The sequence below is a fragment of the Aeromicrobium sp. Leaf272 genome (assembly GCF_001422865.1).
Lineage (GTDB): Bacteria > Actinomycetota > Actinomycetes > Propionibacteriales > Nocardioidaceae > Aeromicrobium.
In genome coordinates this window covers 442790-465433 of record NZ_LMMY01000014.1, presented here as the reverse complement: position 1 = coordinate 465433, position 22644 = coordinate 442790, and the positions used below count along the sequence as shown (strand labels likewise).

Below are 22644 nucleotides of genomic sequence, written 5' to 3'. Positions count from 1 at the left end.
GCGGTGAGGTGCCCGAGCGTCCCTCCATCAGAACCGAAGGTCAACGACAGGTCAAGGGTTGACGGGCGTCGATGCCTCGTCGGTGGGCCAGCGGTTCTCGCCGAGCAACGCGGCGAGCGGCCGCGGCGACGTCCAGTGCTCCTGCTCGAGCATCGGACGCTCGTAGAAGGCCTGGACCGGGCCCAGGCAGAGGATCGCGATGGGCTCCGCACCGACGGGCATCCCGATCTCGGCGGCAACGACCTCCGGGTCGAACAGCGAGACCCAGCCCATGCCGTAGCCCTCGGCCCGCGCGGCCAGCCAGAGGTTCTGGATCGCGCAGGAGGCGGAGGCGAGGTCCATGTGCGGCATCGTGCGTCGACCGAACACGTGTCGGTCACGGTCGTCGGTCAGGGCCACCACCAGCAGCTCCGCGCAGTCGAGCACGCCCTCGACCTTGAGCCGCATGAACTCCTCGGAGCGCTCCCCCATCGCCTCGGCGGTGAGGCGTCGCTCGGTCTCGACGTGGGCGTGCAGCCGCAGCCTCAACGAGCGGTCCGTGACCCGGACGAACCGCCACGGCTGCATCAGGCCGACGCTGGGAGCGCGGTGCGCGGCCTCGAGCAGCCGGGCCAGCACGTCCGAAGGAACCTCACCTCCGGCGAAGTGGCGCATGTCGCGACGTTCGGCGATCACCCGGTGCACGGTCGCCCGCTCGTGGTCCGGATAGGCGTGCTCGGTCACGGCCGCGACGCTAGCAAGCCCCTGGCACGATGAACCCATGGGGCGAGAGCGGGTGCTGGCCGACGCGGAGCGCCGTGGGCTGGAGGTCGAGCTCGTCGAGCGCCCTGCGGCCGGGAGCCTCGAGGAGGCCGCCGCCCTGCTCGGTGTGCCGCCCGGCGACATCGTCAAGACGCTCGTGGTGCAGCACGGCGACGCGTTCGTGCTCGTCCTCGTGCCCGGCGACCGACAGATCTCCTGGCCGCTCCTGCGCACCGCCCTCGGCGTGAACCGGGCGCGGATGCCCGACGCCGACGCCGCGTTCGCCGCCACCGGGTACGAACGCGGGACCATCACGCCGCTCGGCACCACCTCCGCTCTGCCGGTCGTGGCCGACGCCTCGGTGCTCGGACGGCGCATCGCCCTCGGCGCCGGTGAGCACGGGTGGAGCGTCTGGGTCGACGCCGACGCGCTCGTGACCGCCCTCGACGCCCAGGTCGCCGACGTCACGACGACCTGACCGGCGCGGGTGCCTTCGCCCAGCGAGCCTTTCACGGCGGATCGTGCACGAAAGCGACCACGCCGACCGTCACCCGCCCGTAGGATCTCGCCCGTGGAGGGAGCCACGCGACGTCTCAGGCTGCCCGCGACCGCCCGGTCCGGGCTGCTCGCGGTGCTGCTGTGCGCCGTCCTGGCCGCGCTCGTCGCCGCGACTCCGGCGTCCGCGACCAAGGCCGACCCACGCCTCACCCGCCCGGTCTACGTGGACCCGACGGGCGCGGCCGCGAAGGCGGCGGCGAAGGACAGGCGCTTCGCGAAGATCGGCTCACGGGCCCAGGCGTTCTGGATCACCGACGGGTACTCCGCGTCGACCGTGCGGTCGAAGGTCGAGGCCTACGCGAAGCGCGCGGTCAAGGCCCGCCGCACCCCGCTCGTGGCCGTCTACGCGATCCCCGGCCGCGACTGCGGCCAGCACTCGGCAGGTGGCCTGAGCCCCGCGCGCTACAAGGCCTGGGTCACGCAGGTGGCGGCGGGCCTGAAGGGCCGCCAGGCCATGGTCGTGCTCGAGCCCGACGCCGTCGCGCTCATGGGCGCGTGCGGTGGTCAGGGCGACCGAGCCGCGCTCCTGCGCCACGCCGTCTCGAGACTGACGTCGGCCGGCGCGTGGGTGTACCTCGACGCCGGGCACAGCAGCTGGCAGTCCCCCGACGTGATGGCCGACCGCCTCGTCTCCTCCGGTGTCCGGACCGCGCGCGGGCTCGCCGTCAACGTGTCGAACTTCCGACCGACGAAGGACGAGACCGCGTACGCCTCCCAGGTGCTGACCGCGCTGCGCAAGCGCGGCGTGACCGGGAAGCGCTACGTCCTCGACACGTCCCGCAACGGTGCCACGACGCCTCCTGACGCATGGGACTTCTGCAATCCCCGGGCTGCTCGGATCGGGCGGGCTCCGGCCGTCGTCAACCGGTCCGGACTCGACGCGTACCTGTGGGTGAAGCGGCCGGGCGAGTCCGACGGCACGTGCCAGGGTGGCCCGACCGCGGGCCGGTGGTGGGCCACCGGCGCGCTCCGGCTGCTCGCACGCTGAGGTCCGAGCCCTCAGACCACGAAGGTGGCGGCGAGCACGAAGTAGACCGCCGCGCCGGCCGCGATCATCAGGCACAGGAACGACACCGTGATGGCCCCCAGACGCATCCGCATGCCCGTGACGCTGCGCACCCCGAGCACGACCGCGACGAGCGGCGCGAGCACCCACAGCGTCGTCCAGACGTCCGCGTAGGGGTCGTCGGGGGCACCGAAGCCGCTCGCGGTCAGCAGGGCGAGCAGCCCGAGGACGTACCAGGGAAGCAGCAGCGGGAGGCTGCCCTTCACTGCCGCGCCGAACGCCATCGCGATGCCACCTCGAGCGCTCGGCGCGAGTGGACCGTCGGGCAGCGGCGCTCCGACCTGAGGGCCCGCCAGCCGGGGGAAGAACCGCTTGCGCCTCAGGACCAGGAGCACGAGGGCGATGCCGACCGAGATCATCCACCACGCGTCGGCCGAGAGGTCGTCCATCGCGCGGGGCCGGGTGGACGACGGGGCGAGGTCGAGGCTCGCCCACGCGACCATCGGCACCACGGCCAGCACCGCAGCACTGGCGCCGAGACCGAGCAGCAGCGACACGAGACGGGTCCAGCGCGTGACCGACGGTCCGGCGTGCCCGAGCGCCTCCTGCGCGGCGTCCTGCTCCGGAGGACGCCGCCGGTCTCCCAGCTCACCCGGACGCGACAACGGTCGGATCATCGGCTCGGCCACAGGGTCCGCGGCGGGTCGCGGTGCCGGGCCGGTGGGCAGCACCGCGGCGGGCTGGGCCACGGGTTGGGCGAGGGAGCGAGCCGCTGCGTCGGTGTCGACGTCCGCGGCCGCGGCCGACAACGCGGCCGCCATGGAACCGACCCCGTCGTACCGGTCGGCCGGGTCGATCGCCATGGCCTTCTGGACGACCGCCGCCAGCGAGGCACCCACCCAGGGGGCACTCGCACGCGGGTCGGGCCGGGCCTGCGTGCGGTGCGCCATCAGCTGGGTGGCCATCGTGCCCTCGAACGGCGCCCGGCCCGTCAGGCACTCGAACAGCAGGCAGCCGACGGAGTAGACGTCGCTGCGCTCGTCCGCACGGCCGTCGTACTGCTCCGGCGCCATGTAGTGCGGCGTGCCGGCGACGGTGGCCGTCGCGTCGGAGGCCGCGCGGGCGATGCCGAAGTCGACGATCTTGATGCCGCCGGCGGGGGTGACCAGCACGTTGGCCGGCTTGATGTCGAGGTGCAGGATGCCGGCTCGGTGGCAGGCCGCGAGCCCGTCGAGCACGCCCAGGACCACGACCACGGACCTCGGGCTCGGCCCGCGCTGGGCCAGGAGGTCGCGCAGCGAGGTGCCCTCGACGAGCTCCATCACCAGGTGCGGGACCACCTCGCCGTCGCCGTCGGGCATGCGCACCAGGTCGTGCACGGTGACCACGTTCGGGTGCGACACCCGCGCCAGCGTCTCGACCTCGCGGGTGATGCGCCGCATGGCGCGGGGGTCGTCGGCGAGGAAGTGCGAGAACCGCTTGATCGCGACCTGGCGGCCGAGGTGGCGGTCGACGGCGCGGAAGACGACCCCGTGGTTCCCCGCCCCGATGCGTCCCTGGAGCGTGAAGCGGCCGGCGTCCACCTGGGGCTCCACCGTGTCGCGGCCGTCCGTGCCCGACGACGGTGACGACGACACGGGACCGTTCGGCGCCGGCACCACCGGCGCCACGACGGGGACCTCGGCGGTGACGGCGTCGTCCCGCGGGACCGTGCGGCCGTGGCTGGACCCGTGCGGGCGGTCGTGCCCCGGGACGTGCCCGTGCGCGTGCCCCTCGGCGGACGGCACGAACCAGCTCGTCCACCGTCGGCGACGGCTCCGCTGATCAGCCATGGGCACCATTGTCACGTGGCCCGCGAAACGCCACCGAGCGCCACGGTCCCGTGCGAGTCCGAGCCGACCGTGACGCGCACGCCTGCCAGGGCCAGGACCACGCCGTCCCGCAGCGGCGACCAGGTGTCACCGATGCGTTCGCCGTCGACCGTGGTGCCGTTCGTGCTGCCCACGTCCATCACCTGCCAGATGGCACCGTCGAGCCGGATGGCGGCGTGACGGTAGGAGATCTCGGGCTCGTCGAGGCGCAGCGGGGAGTCGGGGAGGCGTCCGAGCGTCGTCACGCCGTCACGGGGCACCCGCACCGTCTCGCCACCGCGGTGCAGGAACAGGTCGCCGGCCACGTTGACCGTGGGCATGGGGTCGTGCGGCACGAGGACCGGGAAGGCCATGGTCTCCTGGCTCGCGACGGCGGGGTGGGAGGGCCGCGAGCCCGAGCCCCCGGCGCGGCCGTCGGACGCCGTACGGGCCGGGTCGACCAGCACGTCCCAGTCGAGTCCGGTGTCGGGCTCCTCGCGGTCGGAGCCGCCGGCGCTCGGCGCCTGCTCGAGCGGTCGGCGCAGGGAGGACCCAGAGCGGCTACCGCGGGCCGGCGGGACCCAGCCGGACCGCAGACCGGGGTCGACCTCGACCTCGACGTCGACCTGGTCGGGAACGGCCCATCCTTCGCGCTCGGCGTGCGTGCGGTAGAGCTTGGCAGCGTCGTCACCCAGCCGATCGGTGTCGCCGTCGGGATCGAGGCGCTCGAGGTCCTCGGGCGCGATCCGCACGACCAGCTCGCTGAAGGCCACGCGGTCACCGCTCGGCATGACCACGTGCTGGCTGGTGAGCGCCTTCACGAAGCGACGGCGCAGCACCGCGGCCGAACCGGTCGGGTAGGCGACCAGACGGGCGGCCGCCTCGGTGGCGGCGGCCTTCTTCGAGCCGGTGCCGAAGATGCTCTGCGCGACCCGCAGGGCGACCACGACGACGCCGACGAAGGCGGCGAGGATCAACAGGTTGGTGGTGAGCGAGCCGAGGGTGGTCATGCTCGCCATCGTCGTCGCGGAGGCACGAAAGAGTCGAGCCGCGGTGGAACATGTTCCACCGCGGCTCCTCCCAAGGCAGGGCGCACCAGCGACAGCGCGGCCTGCGGGCTCTCAGTCGTCGGTGACGACGATCGTGACCTCGATGTTGCCGCGCGTCGCGTTGGAGTACGGGCACACCTGGTGGGCCTTGTCGGCGAGGGCCTGGGCCTCGTCGTGCGGCAGGGTCGGGACGGTGACCTCGAGGGTCACGGCGAGGTCGAAGCCGCCCTGGCCGTTCGACCCGATGTCGACCTTCGCGCCGACGGTGGAGTCGGTGACGTCGGCCTTGGCCTGGCGGGCGACCAGCTGGAAGGCGCCGTGGAAGCAGGCGGCGTAGCCGGAGGCGAACAGCTGCTCGGGGTTGGTGCCCTCGCCGTTGCCGCCCATGGCCTTCGGCAGCGCCGTGCGCACGTCGAGCTGGCCGTCCGAGGTGACGACGTGACCGCCGTCGCGCCCTCCGCCGGTGGCGAGTGCCTCTGCCGTGTAGATCGCGTCCATGCGTCCTCCTGAAGTCGTGGGTGCGGCGCCGTCTCGCGCCTCGTCGATCATTGCACACGATTACATCGTGCACAATGCTTTGGTCGTGTCGGGTCCTCCTCCGGGTTTGGCATGATCGTCCTCGACCGACCTCCTCGGCCGCTCCCCTCACCCACTCAGACCCATCGACCCAGCGAAGGACGTCCCGTGCTGCGCATCGCCTGGTCCGTCGGCCCCGACGTCGGCGGCAGCACGGTCGTGGAGCCAGGCGGCAAGCTGGTCCTCGCCCGGCGCATGACGCTGCCGGAGCAGCGGCCGGTGGCCGTCGAGGAGATCGGGGGGTCGGCGTACGTGCTCGTCCGACTCCCCTACCTGAGCGACCCTGCCGTGGTGGTGCAGTCCGGGCCCGGCCATCCGGTGCTCCACCGCGGCCAGCGCGCGAACGGCGTGGTCATGGAGGTCGTCACTCCCGACGGCGACGCGTCGACGCCGGTGCCCGGCCAGCGGATGTCACTCACCGCCCCCGGCACGCGCATCTCGCTGCGCTTCCCCGACCAGACCCTGGAGCTGGTGGTCGACTTCGATCCCCCGACGCTCCGTCCGTCGGGCACCGGCACGGTGCAGCTCGACGTCGATGCCCTGCAGCACGACGACGCCTGGCTCGTGGCGGCGATCGCCGTGGCGATCTCGCCCGACAACGGAGTCGTCGCGCACGCCCAGCTGAAGGAGGCGTTCGCGCGATGGCGTGACGAGCCCGAGCGCAGCGACGGGGCCTTCGACCGCAACGTGCTCCGTCCGGCCCTGGAGGCCCGCGGAGTGGAGCTTCCCGGCCCCCGGCTCAACAAGATCCTCTACCTGGTGGAGCGCTGCCGACGCACCCACGAGTTCCCCCCGCGCGTGCTCGAGCAGGTCCGCTCCCGCCTCGGCGCCTGACCGCTTCTCCCCCACATCGGTGGATCCTCGACATCAGTGGTCGAACAACCCCCTCATCGGTGGATCCTCAACCGCAGCAGACGCGCTGCGGTTGAGGATCCACCGATGGGGGCTCGGGGCCGGACCGGGTCCGTGTGACCCGGGCCGACGCCGGCCGTCAGCTCTTGTCGTCGGGTCCCGTGGTGAAGACGACCTCGTCCTCGGGCTCGGCGATGTGCTCGTCGGGGTGCGGGGGCCAGGTCTCGCCGTCGGCGTCCGCGCCACCGGACTCGCCGCGTGCCTCGTCGGCCGCCGCCTTGATCTTCCGCGTCGCCTCCGAGGCCGACTCCTCGGCGACCTTCTTCGCGCCACCGGCTGCGTCCTTGGCCGAGCCGACCGCGTCCTCGATCGCACCGTCGTCGGCTGCATCCTTGACGCTCTCGCCGACGTCCTTCGCCGCGTGCTTGGCCGTGTCGACGACGTCCTTCACTCCGCCGCCGTCGGCCGCGTCCTTCGCGCTGTCGGCGACGTCCTTCGCGGCACCCTTGGCGGTGTCGACGACGTCCCCCACGACGTCGTCGTCCTCCACGCTCTGGCGCACCGACGAGACGACGCCGACGGCCTGCTCGCGCACCTTCTGCGCCGAGTCCTTCACGCTGTGCGCGAGGTCGGCGAGGCGCTCGTCGTCCTGGGCCAGCGTCACCGCGTCCTGCGCCATGCCCTCGGCCTTGCGGACCGCGTCCTGCACGCGCGGGTCGGTCTGGACCTTCTCGGCGGCCTGGCGGATCTGCTCGTACCGCTCACGGCCGGCCCGGGTGCCGAGCACGTAGCCGATGCCGAAGGCCGTCGCGTAGATGAGCTTCTTCATGGGGGTGTCCTCCCGGGTCGTTGATCGGTCCGGCCAGCCTGTCAGGGACACCCTCACCCTGCATCTTCGAGGACGGTCTAGGTACGCACCGGCGCGACGCTCTGACGCTCGCGCTCCCGCTCGCGGACCACCGCGCGTCGGTTCTCGTCGAACCCCTCGATGCGTGCCACGAGCTCCGTGGCGGTCTTCTGCGAGATGGTCTCGGCCTCGAGGCGGGCGAGCCAGGTGCGGAAGCCCGATCCGCGGACGATGGCCACGCCGTCGACGACCTCGTCGTCGCGCACCGACGACTGCGCGGCACCCCACACGACCACGACCGGCGTCACCGTCAGGGCCTTGCGAGGGGCGCTGTGCCGACCGTGGCTGCGCTGGGTGACGGTGTTGACCAGAGCCTGACCTCGCTTCGCTGCCCGACGTGCTGTGAAGGAAAAGATCGCACGCTTCTCGTCGTCGAGACCGCTGCACCACTTGGAGTCGATCACGACGATGCCGCCGCGACGGGTGACGACGAGGTGGTCGATGTCACCGTTCTCGAGCGCGATGCTGTCGACGGAGCGCCAGATGAGTCCCTGACGCTTCGCGGCCTGCAGCTCGGTGCTCGTGTTGTCCTCGCCCCACGCACCGCGAAGCTGGTGGATGGCGCCGCCCTCGTGGGTCAAGAAGGCGGTGTGGACGATCCAGCAGAACACGACGAAGGTCGCCGGCAGGAGCGCCCATAGGGCTGTCGTCGTGTCGTCGTGCGACGGCAGCAAGCCCAGCAGCGCAAGCTCGAGTGCCACGACCCCGGCGAAGATCGCCGCCACCGTGGCCACCGCGCGCTTGTTCCGCATGAGCCATCTCCGCAACAGCTGGCGGTACTGCTTCCTCGGGTACGACGTCTTCTTCCCCATCGAACGCTCCCTCGTCCTCGTGCTCCCAGCACGAGGGTGCCCGAACGTCGGCGCGGACGGGTGGAAACGGACGAACTACCCAGAATTCCTGAGCGCAGCCAGCCGGCGGGCGACGCCGCTGGCGCGCGCGGTGCGGCGCTCGACGGCCGCGCGCACGACCTCGGGCGTGGCCACGACGGTGAGGCTGGTGCGGGCGCGGGTGACCGCCGTGTAGAGCAGCTCGCGGGTGAGCACGAGGGAGTCCTCGTCGGGGAGCACGAGGGTGACGTGCTCGAACTCGCTGCCCTGGCTGCGGTGGACGGTGCTCGCGTAGGCGCTCTGCACCGACGACAGCCGCGACGACGACACCTCGACCTGCGTGTCGAGGTGGACGACGAGCCGGTGGCCGTCGTCGACGACCACCCCGACGTCGCCGTTGTTGACCCGCAGCGAGGGGTCGTTGCGCGTGACGAGAACGGGACGGCCGGCGAACCACGGTCGCGACGGGTCGGGGAAGGTGCGGACCTCGCGCTCGAGTCGTTCGTTCCAGTGGCTCACCCCGAACGGGCCGTCGCGGTGGGCGCACAGCAGCCGGTGCTCGGCCAGGGCCGCGATGGCACCGTCGACGTCGCCCTCGAGCGCGGCCCGGGCGACGACGCGGGCCTGGTCGGCCGGTCGTTCGGCCACCACGGCGTCGATCTCCTCGGGAGCGCGCAGGGTCAGCCCCTCGACTCCCCCGGTGAGCACGTGGAGGGCGGCGTCGGCGTCGCCCTCGACCACGGCCGCAGCCAGGTCGCCGATGCCCCCGTCGAAGCGGTGCCCCTGCATCAGGTGGGTGACGGCCGAGTGGCCAGGACCCCCCAGTCCGTCGACGACGTCGCGCAGCACCGCGCCGGCCTCGACGGAGGCGAGCTGCTCGGAGTCGCCGACGAGCACCAGGCGGCAGGTGGGGGGCACGGCCTGGACCAGCCGCTCCATCATGAGCAGCGAGACCATGGAGGTCTCGTCGACGACGACCACGTCGTAGGGCAGCTTCTGGCCCGCGTGGTGGCGGAAGGCGGTGCGGTGGTCGGGTCGGGCGCCGAGGAGCCGGTGCAGCGTGACGGCGCGCAACGACTCCAGCCAGGTGCGTTCGTCGGCCGTGAACACGGTGCCGGAGGCGGCGCCGACGATGGCCTCGCGCATGCGGGCCGCAGCCTTGCCGGTGGGCGCGGCGAGGCCGACGTTCAAGGGTCGGGCGTGCCCGGCCGACGCGTGCTGGGCCGCGAGCGCGGCCAGCAGCCGGGCGATCGTGGTGGTCTTGCCCGTGCCCGGACCACCGGTGAGGATGCTGGTCCAGGAGCGTGCGGCGCGCTCGGCCGCCGCTCGCTGCTCGTCGAAGCCGGGCTCACCGAACAACCGGTCGAGGTCGCTGCCGAGCGCCTCGTCGTCCGTGGCGGGAGCCGGCAGGGCCAGGCGGGTGGCGAGCCGGTCGCAGAGGGAGACCTCGAGGGCGTGGTAGCGGGCGAGGTGCAGCAGCGGCTCCTCCGCGACGAGCACCCGGTCGCGGCCGGTCGCCAGCGGACTGGCCACGATGCGCGCCCACCAGGCGGGGACGTCGTCGGCGAAGGACGGCCACGGTAGGTCGGGGGCCTCGACCCGCAGGTCGGCCACCACCGGCGCGAGCTCGATGCACGACGACCCCAGACGCACGCCGCGCACGGCCAGGGCGACGGCCAGCAGCACCGCCTCGTCGTCCTCGCTGCCGAGACGGCCGACGGTGCGGGCCACGTGCAGGTCGGCCGCCGCGAGCAGCCCGGCGCGGTTGAGCACTGCCAGGACGCCGTCGTCGGACGTCTGGACGACTTGGCGGTCGAACGGGTCGAGCGTGTCGTCGCCCACGGCGATCGGCTGTTCGCTCATCGTGCGAGCCTCCCGTCGAGCAGGTCGCTGAGCCCGAGCACGAGCGACGTGGGCGGGCGCCACGCGAACACGCCGTAGGGCGCCCCGTCGGTGCCACGCGGGACGTCGGGACCGGTCATGCCGCGCACGAAGAGGTACAGGACGCCCGCCAGGTGCTCGTCGGGGTCGTACCCGCGCAGCCGCCACCGCAGGAACCGGTGCTGCGCGACGGCGTAGAGCAGGGCCTGCAGCGGGTAGGTGGTGTGCAGCATCGCGCCGGCGAGACGGTCGGGGGCGTAGGCCTCGAGTCCTCCCCCGGCCTCGGTGAGGTCGGGGCCCTCGAGCCGGTTGGTCTTGTGGTCGACCACGAGCGAGCGGTCGCCGTCGAGTCGCAGCAGCAGGTCGATGGACCCGGTGAGGTAGCCGCGCAGGGTGCGGCCGCGCAAGGACGCGTCGCGCAGCTCGGCCGCGAAGGGTCGCAGCGGGTCGGCCGCCGCGAGATGCTGCTCCATCAGGTCGGCGACGTCGGCGAGGGTGCCGGGTCGATCCACCCGACCGCGACGGTCACCGCCGGCGAGCGGCAGCTCGAAGTCCATCTCGCGGAACGGGCGTCGGGCGAGCGCCTCGGCGAGGGTCAGGTCGTCCGCGAGCGCGCCGAGCGGGGTGCGCAGCGCGCCGACGAGGGCGGGCACGAGTGCCTCGACGTCGACCGCGATCGGTCGGCGGGCCAGCTGCTCCTCGACTCGGAGCCTCACCTCGCGCTCCATGGCATCGGTGCTGGTGGCCATGACGTCGGCGTCGACGTCCTCGAGCACCCCGTGCACGAGGGTGCCGAGCGCAGCGCCTCCCACGAGGTCGGCCCAGGGCGACGGGCCGAGCGTGGACGCGACCCCGACGTCGGCGACCACGTCGACCTCGTCGTCGGGGCCGACGGTCTCGGGCTCGCTGGCCACCGACCGTCCGTCGTCGCGGCGCACGAGCGACGTGTAGGAGGTGCGCGTCCAGGTGGTGTCGACCTCGCGCCCGAGCCGGCGGAGCACGAGCTCGGTGCCGTCGGCGGGTGCGGGGTCGAGCGGCAGCGTCTGGGTGACCATCTGCTCCACGACCGGACCTCCGCGGTCCTGCCAGGCGCGCAGCCGCGCGACGGCGTCGTGGTCGGACGGGACCGGTTGCGTGTCGGGCACGACCGGGTCGTCGGGGTCGGGACGGAACAGGGCCCGGTGCAGGGCGGCGTGCTTGCCGTTGAACGTGGGCGCCCAGTGCATGACCAGACGGGACTGCGCGCGGGTCATGGCGACGTAGAGCAGGCGGAGGGCCTCGCCGGCCCGCTCGGCGTCGGAGCGGGCGGCATGGGTGCGCCACGAGGGTCCGTCGCCGCCGACGTCGAGGCAGCGGCGGCCGTCGGCGTCGTGCAGGCGCACCATCGTGGGCGTCGGGACGTAGCGGTCGAACAGGAACGGCACGTAGACGACGGGGTACTGCAGCCCCTTGCTCACGAAGGTGGTGACGATCTGCACGGCGTCGGCGTCGGTGTCGAGCCGACGGGTGCGGTCGGCCGACGGCGCGCTCTCGGAGCGTCGGTCGAGCAGCCAGCGCAGCAGGCCCGAGAGGCCTAGGCCGTGCTCACGAGATGCGCCGGCGAGCACGTGGCCCACGTGCTCGAGGTCGGTGAGCTGACGTCGGCCGCCCTCGTGGCGCAGCAGCCGCTCCACGACCGCCGGGTCGCCGGTGAGCGCCTCGACCATGCCGGCGGTGCCACGCTCGCGCTGCAGGTCGGCGAGGTCGCGCAGCTGGGCGGAGACGCGGTCGGTGAGGCCGTCGCCGTCGGGGTCCGCTCCCCCGGTGGCGAGGTCGGCGGCGGTGAGCCCGAGGAACGGTCCGAGGGCCGCGGCGCGCACGTAGCCGCTGCGGTGCGGGGACTCCAGCGCCGTGAGCAGCGTGACCCACTGCAGCCCGGCGTCGCTCTGCAGCACGTCGGGGCCACCGCTGCGCACGGCGGGCACACCCAGTCGGGCGAGCGCCTCGTGCAGCAGGTCGGCCTCGAGGTGACGCTCGACGAGGATCGCGACGTCGCCCGCGGTGAGCGGGACCGAACCCGCACCGTGGTCGTAGGTGGCGCCGCTGCGCAGGAGGGCGGCGATGTCGCCGGCCACGTCGGCGGCGACCCGCGGGCGCACGTCGCCGATCTTGAGGGGCGCGTCGGACTCGTGCTGGGCGTCGCTGCGCAGCAGGGCACGGAGCCGGAACGGCGCCTCGTGCTCGGGGTCGTGCAGGCGTGAGCCGGTGAGCGCGGCGCGGGCGGGGCGCACGAGGATCTCGGGGTCGCCCAGCGCTGCTCCGCGGAGCACGGTGTCGACGGCGGCCACGAGCGGTGCGTCGCTGCGGTGGTTCTCGACGAGGGTGCGGCGGGTGTCGGCCTGGGCGGCGGCGCGCAGGTAGGTGTCGACGTCGCCGCCGCGGAAGCCGTAGATGGCCTGCTTGGGGTCGCCGACGAGCACCATCGTGGCGTGGCCAAGGAAGGCCCGCTCCAGGATCTGCCACTGCACCGGATCGGTGTCCTGGAACTCGTCGACGAGCACGAACCGCCAGCGGTCGCGCATGACGGTGCGGGCGGGTGACGCCTCGGGCTCCAGGGCCTCGGCGAGTCGCTGCAGCAGGTCGTCGTAGGACAGGGTGCGGGCGGCGAGCCGACGTCGTGCCGACTCGTCGCGGACGGCACCGGCGAAGCGCCGACGCAGGTCGGGCGGCGAGCCCTGCGGTGCGTCGGTGGGCAGCAGGTGGGCGGACGGGTCCTCCACGGCGCGACGACCGAGCTGCCCGGCCTCGGCGTGGTCGAACGGCGGCGTGGCGCCCATGCCGACGGCGCGCAGGTAGAGGTCGGCGACGACCTGGTCGACGATCTCGGTGTCGTCCTCGATGAGCGCCGACCCGGGCTCGACGTCGCCGGTGGTGCCGAGGCTGCGCAGCACGGCGTGGCAGAAGCCGTGGGTGGTGGTGATGGTGGCCTCGTCGAAGCGTGCGACGGCGCGCCGGAGCCGACGTCGGCGCTGGGCACGCTCGGCCTCGGGTGCGTCGAGCAGGAGGGTCAGGAGCGCGTCGGACTCAGGTGCGCTCCCCGTGGTGAGGGTGGTGTCGGCCTCCACGAGGCGCTCGCGCACGCGGTCCTTCAGCTCGACACTCGCGGCTCGGCCGAAGGTGACGACCAGGAGGTCGTCGAGCTCGGCGTGACCTTCGGCGACCAGTCGGGTGACGAGCGCGGCGATGGCCCAGGTCTTGCCGGTGCCGGCGCTGGCCTCGAGCAGCGTGGTGCCGGTGGGCAGCGGGTCGGTGATGTCGAACTCGGCGACGTCGACGACGGCAGGGCGGCGCTCGCTCATCAGGCACCGTCCAGCCGGTCGAGCAGCGGCGTCCAGAGGGTGACGGCGTGCTGGTCGAGCCCGCGCGTGACGAGCGCGGAGAACGGAAGTGAGGGCCCGTAGACCAGCCGGTGGTAGGCGTCGGCGTCCTCACCGGGGATGTCGCGGCTGCCGACCCACTCGCGCTCGGCGAAGACCTCGGCGATCTGCGGCTTCCCACGCCGGATGCCAGAGGCGTAGGCCTGCGACGTCTTGACCGGGAGCGGCAGCGGGCGCTTCGTCCCGAGGGTGTGGAGGTCGAGGACCTCGGCGAGGATCGCGCCCGCTTCGTCGTCGGTGGGCGGGGCGATGGTGGCGACACCGGGTGCCTTGCCGCGTCCGGCCGACACCCGACCGACCAGGTGCATCGGCAGCCCCTGGCCTGCGGCGGCGAGCGCGAGCACGTCGACCCAGGCCTCCACCAGCTGGCGTCCCTGCACGGTCGAGGGCGTGACCCTCAGCGCGTGCGCGGGGTGCACGTCGGCGACGGTGCCGACCACGCGACGCCCGTCGGCCAGCTCGACGTCGACGTCGACGCTGTGGGCGGCCTCGGTGCGCAGCGGTGCGGCGAAGGCGAAGAGGTCGCCCACGAGCCTGCGGCTCTTCTGCAGGGTGGCGGCGGCGAGCGGTCCGGGAGGGAGCAGACCGCGACGCAGCTCGTCGGCCTCGGCCTCCTCGCCCGGGGCGCCGGCCAGCACGGCCTCGAGCACCCGTCGGCTGACGCCCCACTGCTCGAGGTGGCCGACGTCGAGCGGGATCGCGTCGTCGACCGGGTCGTCCTCGTAGGGCAGGCGGACGTCGAGCCTCCCGGTGACGAAGGCCTTGACGGGGTGTCGCACGAGCTCGCGCAGCTGGTCGAGGGTGACCACGTCGGCGCGCTGCTCGGGCAGGCTGTCGGGCAGGAAGAGCGCTGCCGGCTCTGGCTCGCGGGTGGTGGCGCGGGCACCGGCGTAGGCGGCGGCGTCGAAGCTGAACGCCGTGCCGGGCAGCAGGGCGCCGGGCGTGAAGGACCGCACGTCGAACGACTGCAGGGGGTGGTGGACGGTCACGTGGGCGCGGACGTCGGCGCCCGGGACGGTCCGGTCGAGCTGATCGAGCAGCTCGCCGACGGGCGTGGCGGGCGGCAGCGGACGGCCGGTGTGCTCGCTGGCGCCGGTGTAGGTGATGACCAGGTGCTCGGTGGCCGAGAGCACGGCGTCGAGGAAGAGCTGCCGGTCCTCACCGGCGGCGTCGCGCTCACCGACGAGCGGGGTGCGGGCGAGCACGTCGTCGCCGAGCGGCGTGGGGGTGCGCGGGAAGGCGTCGGCGTCGACGCCCAGCAGGCAGACGACCCGGTGCGGCACCGAGCGCATCGGCACCATCGTGCAGACGGTCAGCGACCCGGTGCGGAAGCTCGTGCGGGTGGGGCGGGGCGCGAACGCGTCGGCCAGGAAGGCCCCGACCTCGACGACGGTGAGCGTGCCACCTGCTCCGTTCTCGCCTCCCGCCTCGACGGCACCGACGGCCGGCGCGGCGAGGTCGGCGAGGATGCGCAGCACCTGCTCCTTCTGCCAGGCGTCGCGCGGGGGAACGTCGGTGAGCATGTGGACGGCGCGGGCGAGCAGGTCGGACCAGTCGGCGATGGGCTGCGGCTCGGCGTCGGCGAGGACGGAGCCGAGCCGGGCGACGGCCTCGTCGAGGCGTCCGACGAGGTCGACGGCGGTGCTGCCGAGGTCGTCGAGCGGAAGCACGCCGCCGAGCCGGTTGCCGGGCTGACCGTCGTGCCGCTGGCCGTCGGTGGCCACGCCGAGGGCGAGTCGGTCGAGCCCTGAGCGCCAGGTGTTCTGCGCGAGGCCGGCGAGGTTCCAGGCGCCGCGGGCGTCGGCGTCGACGCCCCAGCGGATGGCGGTCTGGGCGGTCCAGGAGTCGACCTGCTCGAGGTCGTCGTCGCTGAGGCCGAAGCGTCGGCGAACGGGTGCGAGGCCGAGCAGGTCGCGCACCTCGGTGGCGGTGGTGCGGCGGGCGGCGGCGATGTCGACGACGCGCTGGAGCACCTCGGCCACGGGGTTCACGGCACCGGTGGCGCGGTCGGCGAGCCGCACACGCAGGCGGTGGCCTGGGTGGTCGACGCCGGCCACGTCATCGAGCCCGAAGGCGGCCTCGACGAGCGGGGCGAAGGTCTCGACGTCGGGGCACATGACGAGGACGTCGCGCGGCTCGAGGGTGGGGTCGTCGGCGAGCAGGCCGACGACGACCTCGCGCAGCACGTCGACCTGGCGGGCGGGCCCGTGGCAGGCGTGCACCTGGACGGAGCGGTCGAGCGGATCGAGGGTGCGCGCTCCCCCGTCGGTGGGCTCGTCGTTGGGTCCGTCCTGGTCGGCGGCAAGGTCACGCTGGACTGCGCCGAGCAGGGTGGTGGGGCTTTCGGGCGCGGGCAGGTGCTCGACGTGCGCGTCGCCGGGCAGGGCGAGCAGGGCGTGCTGCAGCTCGCTCACGTCGCGTGCGCAGGCGGTGAGGAAGGTGCTGCCGGTCTCGAGCGTCTCGACCTCGTCGCGCCGGGGCGCGTGACCGTCGCGAGAGCTCCCGGCGGTGGCGGCAACGGCATCCCAGCGGGCGCGCGAGGGGTGTGGCAGCCAGAGGTGCACGTCGCGCACCTGGGCGAGCGCGTCGACGACGTCCAGCTCGGCGTGCGGCATGCGGGTGTGGCCGAAGAACGAGAGCCGCTGCGGCAGGTCGGGGTCGAGGTCGCCGCTGCGCAGGCGCGCGGCGGTGTCGGCAAGCCGCCGGTCGGGCGAGGGGTGACCGGCGAGCCGGGTGGCGACGCGCCGCCACACCTCGGCCTGCCAGCGGCTCTCGGGGCGCAGCGGTGCACCGAGCCCGTCGACGTCCTCGCCGACGCCCCACGCCTGCACCATCCAGGGGCGTTGGACGGCGTAGCCGTGCAGGAACGACGCGACCCGGCGCGCTGTCGGGTAGCGTCGGCTGCGGCGCAAGGCTTCGTCGGCGGGCGCCATGCCCCGCCCGACGTGGCGGGCGACGATCTCGAGCCACGGCTCGTCGAGGTGCGCGTCGAGGACGTCGAGAACGGTCCAGGCGAGCCGACCGCTGGCCCACGGGTCGTCGCGGTCCTTCTCGGTGAGTTCGGACAACAGATGGACGGGACGGACGAACTCCACACCGGCGCAGATCCCGTCGTCGCGCCCGTCACTGGCCCCGAGCGAGTGGCTGATGGTCTGCGCGAGCCACCGCTCCACCCCGTTGGCGGCGACCACGACCACGTCGCGCTCGAACGGGTCCGCGGGCGGCTCCGCGAGCAGCCGCGTCAACCCACTTGCGAGCACGTCGGCTCGCTCCGCGCGATGGATCGTCAAGGCCACGCCCCGAACCTAGCCGCCCACCCGGACACCCCGCTCCCACCCGTCCCCCAAGAGGTAGGTGGCCCGCGGAACCCGAGCCCCGGAGGTAGGTGAGCCGCGCTTAGCGGACCCGTATCCGCGGCAGACCTACCGCTTGTCCAGGAATTGCGCGCGTCACCTACCTCGGACGTCCCACCGGAGCTGGGGACAACGGTCTTCACGCCCCCGAACGATTTCGCTAGGTTCGGACCGTCAGATCGGGGGATCCACGTTGTCAGTCATCACCAGAGCCGCCGCCATCGCGGCCCTTCTCCTCGCCTCCGCCTGCTCAGGCCAGCCGGAAGTCCTCGAGCCCGACCCAACTGCCTCTGAGACTCCTTCGGCCGCCATCACTCCTCCGCCGAAGCCCAAGGCTGTCGACGAGGACTCCGAAGCTGGCGCAGCGACCTTCGCGAACTATTGGGTTTCGGTCTCGGACTACGCGGCGTCTACTGGCGATACGACCGAGCTAAGTCGGATCAGTTCAGAAGAATGCGAGCCTTGCCAGACCTTCATCGAGTTGTACAGAAAGACGCACAGAAGTGGCGGTTCGTTCTCGGGCGGAGATCAAACGTTCACCGACGTCAGCGTCCGTCGAGCTGGCAGCGGAAAGATGTTTGTCTACGCGAAAGTCACGGCCAAGGACGGCACTTTCAAGGCGAGCGCGAAGGCGCCCCTCAAGAACGAGAAGGGCGGCACCGACTCGGTCGTCTACACCGTGGTGCGCGCGGGAGCAGGCTGGAAGATGGGCCATCAGGCACTGGAGGAAGCCTCGTGAGGACCAGGAGTCTCGGGGCAGCGGTTGTGCTCCTTCTGGGCGCAACTCTTCTTTCCTTTCCAGCGTCTGCGGACCCCGAGATCAAGGGGCGCCGCAACAGCCTGGTTCTCGGTGCTTCCAAACAGGATCCTGCTTCTGTTCGGGCACCGAAGGGAACCCGAGGAGTCGGGACGATCGATCGTGGAAGGGACACGGCGTGCGCCATGCCTGACCGCTACGAGCGCACCTACCGCTGCGGAGCCCGCGGCATCACCGCCACCGACGCCCAACCCGCCACCGCCCCTCAAGTCACCGAGGGCGACATCCGCCGCGCCGTCAGCGAGATCCCGATGCCGTCGCTGCAGATCCAGGTGCAGCCGGGCGAGCGGACCCTCGTGAACGTCCCGACGATCTTCCACACCGCCCCGCGGACACTGCGCGAGAGCGTGACGCTCCTGGGCTTCGACATCGACGTCGAAGCCACCCCCACCCGCTACACCTGGCACCCGGGTGATGGGACCTCGAAGACCACCACCAAGCCCGGACGCCCCCACCCGGCCAAGGACGTCACCCACACCTACCGCCGTGTGGCCGACGAGGTCCGGCCGCGCGTCGACACCACCTACTCGGTCCGGTACCGCGTCGACGGCGGCGCTTGGACTCCGCTCGGCCAGACGCTCACCGCTCAGGGCGCACCAACCTCGCTCGAGGTCGAGGAAGCCGCACCGGTCCTCGTGACGCCCTGACCGCTCGTCCCATTAGGGGGTGACGGTCTCGACCTTGCCACGACTGCGACTCGTCGTAGGTAGGGTCCAGGCATGGCGAGCGAAGAGGTGCTCCAGGAAGTCCGAGAGTTCGTGGCTGAACGCGACTGGTCCCAGTTCCACACCCCAGCCAGCTTGGCGCGGAGCATCGTCATCGAGTCCGCCGAACTGCTCGAGCACTTCCAGTGGAACGAGGACTTCGACCGAGCTGAAGTGCTCGACGAGCTCGCCGACGTTGCCACCTATGCGCTGCTCTTGGCCGATGCGCTCGACGCCGACCTCGACGAGATCGTGCGGGCCAAGCTCACCAAGACGCGGGCGAAGTATCCGGTAGAGAAGGCTCGCGGCAGGAGCGCGAAGTATGACCGACTTCCGGATTGAGCACGAACGTTTCGATCCCTCTGACGTCCGGGCATGGGTCCGCCGCGACAGTCGGCACGACGACTGGCCCGTCGTGTACGCGATCAACGGCTCCGACCACGTCTACGTCGGTGAGTCCGTCAACGCCGGCACGCGCATGGTGCAGCACCTCGGCTCCCCCAAGGCGACGCAGCTCGACGAGTTCCGCGTGGTCCTCGACGAGACGTTCAACAAGTCGGTCTGCCTCGACCTCGAGACCTATCTGATCCGTGCGTTCAACGCCGACCAGTCGTTCACCGTGCTCAACAAGCAGTCGAACTCGCGCAACAGCAACTACTACGACCGCTCGCACTACCGCGAGCGGTTCGCCGACGTCTTCGAAGCGCTGCGCGCCGAGGGACTCTTCCGGAACAGCCTCGAGCGCATCGAGAACAGCAACCTGTTCAAGCTCTCGCCGTTCGTCTCCCTCACGCAGACGCAGGCCAGCGCCGTCGAGGAGATCGTCAGCCTCATCCGCGGCACGACACACGGCAGCACGTCGTCGCCGATCGTTGTCCAGGGAGATCCCGGCACCGGGAAGACCGTGGTCGGCATCTTCCTCGCCAAGCTCCTCGCCGACCTCGATCGACCCGCCGACGCCCACCTCGACATGGAGACCTTCGTCGAGGAGGAGATCGACGACCACGCGGAGCTCGCCGACCTGCGCATTGGCTTCGTCGTCCCCCAGCAGTCGCTGCGCGAGACCATCAGGGGTGTCTTCCGTGCCACCCCTGCCTTGAGCAACGTGCCGGTGCTGACCCCGTACGACGTCGCGGACTCACCCGAGCGGTTCGACGTCCTCATCGTCGACGAGGCGCACCGGCTGCAGCAGTTCTCCGGCGCGCTGCAGATGTTGAGCCCTCGGTTCCGCGAGATCAACCGCACCCTCTTCCCCGACGACGTCGAGGGCACCCAGCACACTCAGCTCGACTGGCTCGCGGCGAAGAGTCGCGTCCCGGTGCTTCTGCTCGACGCCAAGCAGACTGTCAGGCCCATGTCGGACCTCCCCTCCCAAACTGTCGAGGCACTTGTGGCGACGGCTCAGGACGCGCACCGGTACCTGCGCCTCTGGACGCAGATGCGCACGCTGGCGGGCGAGGAGTACGCCGACCATGTCAGCGACGTGCTCAGCGGGGTGGCCACCACACGCATCGAGTTCCCCGACTACGACCTGCGCCTCTACGACGACATCCACCAGATGCGAACGGACATCGTCGAGCGCGACGCCGAGGTCGGCCTCTCGCGCATGCTCGCCGGGTTCGCGTGGCCGTGGGTCAGCAAGGGCGGCAAGTCCGTTCCCGACATCGAGATCGATGGCCTGCAGATGTTCTGGAACCGCACAGACAAGGACTGGATCAACTCCCCCACCGCCCTGGAGGAGGTCGGCTGCATCCACACCAGCCAGGGCTACGACCTCAACTACGGCGGCGTCATCATCGGCCCCGAGCTGCGCTGGGACCCAGAGACCCAACGCCCGATCTTCGTCAGGTCGAACTACCACGACCGGAACGGCCGCGCGAACAACAAAGCCCTCGGCCAGACCTTCTCGAACGACGACCTCCTCGACTACGTCATCAACATCTACCGCGTACTGCTCACCCGAGGCATCAAGGGCACCTACGTATACGTCTGCGACGCCGAACTCCGCGAACACCTGCGAACGTTCGTGCCCCCGCCCCCTCACCCTGCGTAGTCCGGTGACCACCACGGTCAGCTGCTCACCTCGACGCCGTCGATCGAATCACCGGATGGCGTGCGGGGCGTGCTAGAAGGTCGCAAACTTGCAGCGTGCCACCCGAACCGAAGACCTGCGCCTCCTGCGGACGGACGATCGAGTGGCGCAAGAAGTGGGAGCGCGACTGGGACCAGGTGCGCTACTGCTCCACCGCCTGCCGCAAGCGCGGGGTGACCAAGACCGACCGGGCGCTGCAGGACGCGATCCTCGAGCTGCTCGACCAGCGGGCCGCCACTTCTACGATCTGCCCCTCCGAGGCCGCGAAGCAGGTTGATCCCGACGGCTGGCGCGACCTCATGGAACCGGCCCGACGCGCTGCGCGTCGACTGGTCGATGAGGGCGGGGTCGAGATCACGCAGGGCGGTCACGTCGTCGATCCGTCGACCGCGAAGGGGCCTATCCGGGTACGGAAGGCACGCAGCTAGTCATCTCGTCGGCACCGGCCGGCGGTCCGTCAGGACCGATCGTCTAACGTCGGCAGACGTGGCCAAGATCCTCCCCCAGTTCGCCCGGTGGACCCCCGTAGCACTCGACGTCCTGCGCGAGACCGCGTCGCGCTACGGCGCCGTGATCACCGTCTCCGACCTCGCCGACGAGGTGCTCAAGCGCACCCGCGTCGAGAGCCCGACGTCGCGCCGCACCTGGCTCGGTGACCTCATGGAGATCACCGCCCTCGCAGCAGCCCGCGCGGGCGACCCGCCTCTCACGTCGCTCGCCGTCCAGCGCGACGGCACGGTGGGCGACGTCTACGGTCGCGCCGTGCTGGCCGCGACCGGCGATGTCGTGAAGGACGTCGAGCAGCGCGCCGCCGAGGACCGCCTGCTCTGCTACCGGGCGCTCGCCACCGACCTGCCCGCGGACGGCGGCACTCCCCGACCGGCGCGCGTTCGCACCACGCGCGCAGCGTCCGGATCTACCACCACCGTCAAGCGTGCCGTGAAGCCGGAGGACCGGCCCGCGAAGATCTGCCCCACCTGCTTCATGGCGCTGCCTGCGACGGGCATCTGCGACAACTGCGACTAGCTCAGAAGGTCTTCTTCTCGAAGGTCAGGTGCGTGACGCCGCTCGGCGACGCCACGGCCTCGACGTCGTAGTCGGCCTCGAGTCCCTCGAGACCGCTCCACAGGTGCGCACCGCGGCCGAGCACGATCGGCACCTGCACCACGTGCATGTGGTCGACGAGTCGCGCGGCGAGGAACTGCCGAACCACGTCGGCACCGCCGCCGATCCTGACGTCGAGGTCACCGGCCGCCTCCTTCGCGAGATCGAGCGCCTCGGCAGCGGACGCATCGACGAAGTGGAACGTGGTCCCGCCGTCCATCTCGATCGAGGCCCGCGGCCGGTGCGTGAGCACGTAGACCGGCGTGTGGAAGGGCGGGTTGTCGCCCCACCACCCCCGCCAGTCCGCGTCGTCCTGCCAGCCGGGCGGCCCGAACTTGTTGGCCCCCATGATCTCCGCGCCGAAACCGTGCTCGTGCTGCTGCGCGAAGGCGTCGTCGATCCCCGTGCTGCCGGAATCGCCGCCCATCATCGCGGCACCGAATCGCGTTCCGAACATCCACGTGTGCAGCTGCTGACCGGCATGGCCCATCGGCGTCTCGTGCGACTGTGGCTGCCCAGCGACGAACCCGTCCAGGGAGATGGACAGGTTGTGGACGCGGACGCGGGTCATGAGGTCCGGTTTACTCCACATCGCCGACAGTGGAAAGGCTCACCGCTTCTCGCAGGAGATTCCGTCCTTATCGCGGTCGGACTTCTTGTTCGCCTTGTACAGAGCCGCGCTCTTCTTGAAGTTGGTGACCGGCTTGGTCTTGCCGCGCACCTTGTCCTTCGCGCCCGGCTTGCCCACGCCGTGCTTGTACGTCTTGTTCAGCTCCGTGCAGTTCTTGAACGTCTTCGCCTTCGCCTCGGCCGGAGCGGCAGCGACGCCGACCGTTCCGAATGCCAGCGCCACAGCCAATAGAGCTGCGCTCACGCGTTGCTTCATGGGTCTCCATTCCCTCGACTGT

The 22644-nt window shown here is 71.9% G+C and carries 20 protein-coding genes; 9 read left to right on the top strand and 11 right to left on the bottom strand.

Translation table 11 applies throughout. From position 1 onward, the window contains the following. Positions 1-51: 51 nt before the first annotated feature. A complete protein-coding gene (gene bluB / locus ASF38_RS15080) occupies positions 52-723 on the bottom strand; it encodes a 5,6-dimethylbenzimidazole synthase (RefSeq protein WP_055967740.1) in 672 nt (223 codons plus the stop codon). A 37-nt stretch (positions 724-760) separates the two neighbouring features. Here bluB and ASF38_RS15075 point away from each other — a divergent pair, with 37 nt between their 5' ends. Both ASF38_RS15075 and ASF38_RS15070 read left to right on the top strand, forming a co-directional pair. Beyond that, complete coding sequence (locus ASF38_RS15075) at positions 761-1219, top strand: aminoacyl-tRNA deacylase (protein WP_056577072.1); 459 nt, start codon at positions 761-763, stop codon at positions 1217-1219. 93 nt (positions 1220-1312) lie between these two features. After that, a complete protein-coding gene (locus tag ASF38_RS15070) occupies positions 1313-2287 on the top strand; it encodes a glycoside hydrolase family 6 protein (protein ID WP_056577069.1) in 975 nt (324 codons plus the stop codon). Between the two features lie 11 nt (positions 2288-2298). On the opposite strand, the gene ASF38_RS15065 is transcribed toward ASF38_RS15070, so the two are convergent. From ASF38_RS15065 to ASF38_RS15055, 3 genes are all read right to left on the bottom strand, one after another. Beyond that, a complete protein-coding gene (locus ASF38_RS15065; protein ID WP_162237366.1) occupies positions 2299-4137 on the bottom strand; it encodes a serine/threonine-protein kinase in 1839 nt (612 codons plus the stop codon). An 11-nt stretch (positions 4138-4148) separates the two neighbouring features. After that, complete coding sequence (locus tag ASF38_RS15060; RefSeq protein ID WP_162237365.1) at positions 4149-5165, bottom strand: FhaA domain-containing protein; 1017 nt, start codon at positions 5163-5165, stop codon at positions 4149-4151. 111 nt (positions 5166-5276) lie between these two features. Next, a complete protein-coding gene (locus ASF38_RS15055; protein WP_056577060.1) occupies positions 5277-5702 on the bottom strand; it encodes an organic hydroperoxide resistance protein in 426 nt (141 codons plus the stop codon). Between the two features lie 186 nt (positions 5703-5888). Here ASF38_RS15055 and ASF38_RS15050 point away from each other — a divergent pair, with 186 nt between their 5' ends. After that, a complete protein-coding gene (locus ASF38_RS15050; protein ID WP_055967725.1) occupies positions 5889-6614 on the top strand; it encodes a hypothetical protein in 726 nt (241 codons plus the stop codon). Positions 6615-6771: 157 nt separating this feature from the next. On the opposite strand, the gene ASF38_RS18505 is transcribed toward ASF38_RS15050, so the two are convergent. From ASF38_RS18505 to recC, 5 genes are all read right to left on the bottom strand, one after another. Next, entirely contained in the window at positions 6772-7461 is a 690-nt protein-coding gene (locus ASF38_RS18505) for a hypothetical protein (RefSeq protein WP_056577058.1), read from the bottom strand. A 77-nt stretch (positions 7462-7538) separates the two neighbouring features. Beyond that, a complete protein-coding gene (locus tag ASF38_RS15040; protein WP_056577054.1) occupies positions 7539-8351 on the bottom strand; it encodes a nuclease-related domain-containing protein in 813 nt (270 codons plus the stop codon). 75 nt (positions 8352-8426) lie between these two features. Beyond that, complete coding sequence (recD, locus tag ASF38_RS15035) at positions 8427-10232, bottom strand: exodeoxyribonuclease V subunit alpha (protein WP_200914539.1); 1806 nt, start codon at positions 10230-10232, stop codon at positions 8427-8429. Then, positions 10229-13588, bottom strand: coding sequence for a UvrD-helicase domain-containing protein (locus ASF38_RS15030; RefSeq protein WP_056577051.1), 3360 nt, complete (start codon positions 13586-13588; stop codon positions 10229-10231). Before ASF38_RS15030 ends, recD begins: the two co-directional genes overlap by 4 nt. Next, the gene (recC, locus tag ASF38_RS15025; RefSeq protein WP_082480787.1) at positions 13588-16962 is read right to left on the bottom strand and encodes an exodeoxyribonuclease V subunit gamma; all 3375 of its coding nucleotides are present in this window, start codon (positions 16960-16962) and stop codon (positions 13588-13590) included. The genes ASF38_RS15030 and recC overlap by 1 nt, the downstream gene beginning before the upstream one ends. A gap of 250 nt (positions 16963-17212) precedes the next feature. On the opposite strand from recC, the gene ASF38_RS17665 reads away from it, so the two are divergent. The 6 genes from ASF38_RS17665 (at position 17213) to ASF38_RS15000 (ending at position 21658) form a co-directional block, all read left to right on the top strand. Further along, positions 17213-17758, top strand: coding sequence for a DUF6318 family protein (locus tag ASF38_RS17665; RefSeq protein WP_156366941.1), 546 nt, complete (start codon positions 17213-17215; stop codon positions 17756-17758). Between the two features lie 203 nt (positions 17759-17961). Beyond that, positions 17962-18483: a hypothetical protein gene (locus ASF38_RS15020; protein WP_056577045.1), complete on the top strand. Its 522-nt coding sequence runs from the start codon at positions 17962-17964 to the stop codon at positions 18481-18483. 72 nt (positions 18484-18555) lie between these two features. Next, the gene (locus tag ASF38_RS15015) at positions 18556-18882 is read left to right on the top strand and encodes a MazG-like family protein (RefSeq protein WP_056577042.1); all 327 of its coding nucleotides are present in this window, start codon (positions 18556-18558) and stop codon (positions 18880-18882) included. Next, a complete protein-coding gene (locus tag ASF38_RS15010) occupies positions 18863-20593 on the top strand; it encodes a DUF2075 domain-containing protein (protein ID WP_082480786.1) in 1731 nt (576 codons plus the stop codon). Before ASF38_RS15015 ends, ASF38_RS15010 begins: the two co-directional genes overlap by 20 nt. A 95-nt stretch (positions 20594-20688) precedes the next feature. Then, positions 20689-21060 (top strand): DUF2256 and DUF3253 domain-containing protein, encoded by a 372-nt coding sequence (locus ASF38_RS15005; protein WP_056577040.1) that lies wholly within the window; start codon positions 20689-20691, stop codon positions 21058-21060. Between the two features lie 58 nt (positions 21061-21118). Beyond that, positions 21119-21658 carry a hypothetical protein gene (locus ASF38_RS15000; protein WP_056577038.1) on the top strand — a complete coding sequence of 180 codons (540 nt, stop codon included), beginning with the start codon at positions 21119-21121 and terminating at the stop codon, positions 21656-21658. Position 21659: 1 nt separating this feature from the next. On the opposite strand, the gene ASF38_RS14995 is transcribed toward ASF38_RS15000, so the two are convergent. Beyond that, on the bottom strand, positions 21660-22307 hold the full coding sequence (locus ASF38_RS14995; protein ID WP_056577035.1) for a dihydrofolate reductase family protein: 648 nt from the start codon (positions 22305-22307) through the stop codon (positions 21660-21662). Between the two features lie 39 nt (positions 22308-22346). Then, positions 22347-22622 carry an excalibur calcium-binding domain-containing protein gene (locus tag ASF38_RS14990; protein WP_056577033.1) on the bottom strand — a complete coding sequence of 92 codons (276 nt, stop codon included), beginning with the start codon at positions 22620-22622 and terminating at the stop codon, positions 22347-22349. Between the last annotated feature and the right edge of the window lie 22 nt (positions 22623-22644).

What these genes read in the sequence shown, in the direction of transcription:
- ASF38_RS14995 (WP_056577035.1), bottom strand. Translation starts at nt 22,307, where the DNA reads ATGACCCGCGTCCGCGTCCACAACCTGTCCATCTCCCTGGACGGGTTC.
- ASF38_RS15075 (WP_056577072.1), top strand. Translation starts at nt 761, where the DNA reads ATGGGGCGAGAGCGGGTGCTGGCCGACGCGGAGCGCCGTGGGCTGGAG.
- ASF38_RS15010 (WP_082480786.1), top strand. Translation starts at nt 18,863, where the DNA reads ATGACCGACTTCCGGATTGAGCACGAACGTTTCGATCCCTCTGACGTC.
- recD (WP_200914539.1), bottom strand. Translation starts at nt 10,232, where the DNA reads ATGAGCGAACAGCCGATCGCCGTGGGCGACGACACGCTCGACCCGTTC.
- ASF38_RS15055 (WP_056577060.1), bottom strand. Translation starts at nt 5,702, where the DNA reads ATGGACGCGATCTACACGGCAGAGGCACTCGCCACCGGCGGAGGGCGC.
- ASF38_RS15015 (WP_056577042.1), top strand. Translation starts at nt 18,556, where the DNA reads ATGGCGAGCGAAGAGGTGCTCCAGGAAGTCCGAGAGTTCGTGGCTGAA.
- ASF38_RS15020 (WP_056577045.1), top strand. Translation starts at nt 17,962, where the DNA reads ATGCCTGACCGCTACGAGCGCACCTACCGCTGCGGAGCCCGCGGCATC.
- ASF38_RS15060 (WP_162237365.1), bottom strand. Translation starts at nt 5,165, where the DNA reads ATGACCACCCTCGGCTCGCTCACCACCAACCTGTTGATCCTCGCCGCC.
- ASF38_RS15030 (WP_056577051.1), bottom strand. Translation starts at nt 13,588, where the DNA reads ATGAGCGAGCGCCGCCCTGCCGTCGTCGACGTCGCCGAGTTCGACATC.
- ASF38_RS15065 (WP_162237366.1), bottom strand. Translation starts at nt 4,137, where the DNA reads ATGGCTGATCAGCGGAGCCGTCGCCGACGGTGGACGAGCTGGTTCGTG.
- ASF38_RS18505 (WP_056577058.1), bottom strand. Translation starts at nt 7,461, where the DNA reads ATGAAGAAGCTCATCTACGCGACGGCCTTCGGCATCGGCTACGTGCTC.
- ASF38_RS14990 (WP_056577033.1), bottom strand. Translation starts at nt 22,622, where the DNA reads ATGAAGCAACGCGTGAGCGCAGCTCTATTGGCTGTGGCGCTGGCATTC.
- ASF38_RS15040 (WP_056577054.1), bottom strand. Translation starts at nt 8,351, where the DNA reads ATGGGGAAGAAGACGTCGTACCCGAGGAAGCAGTACCGCCAGCTGTTG.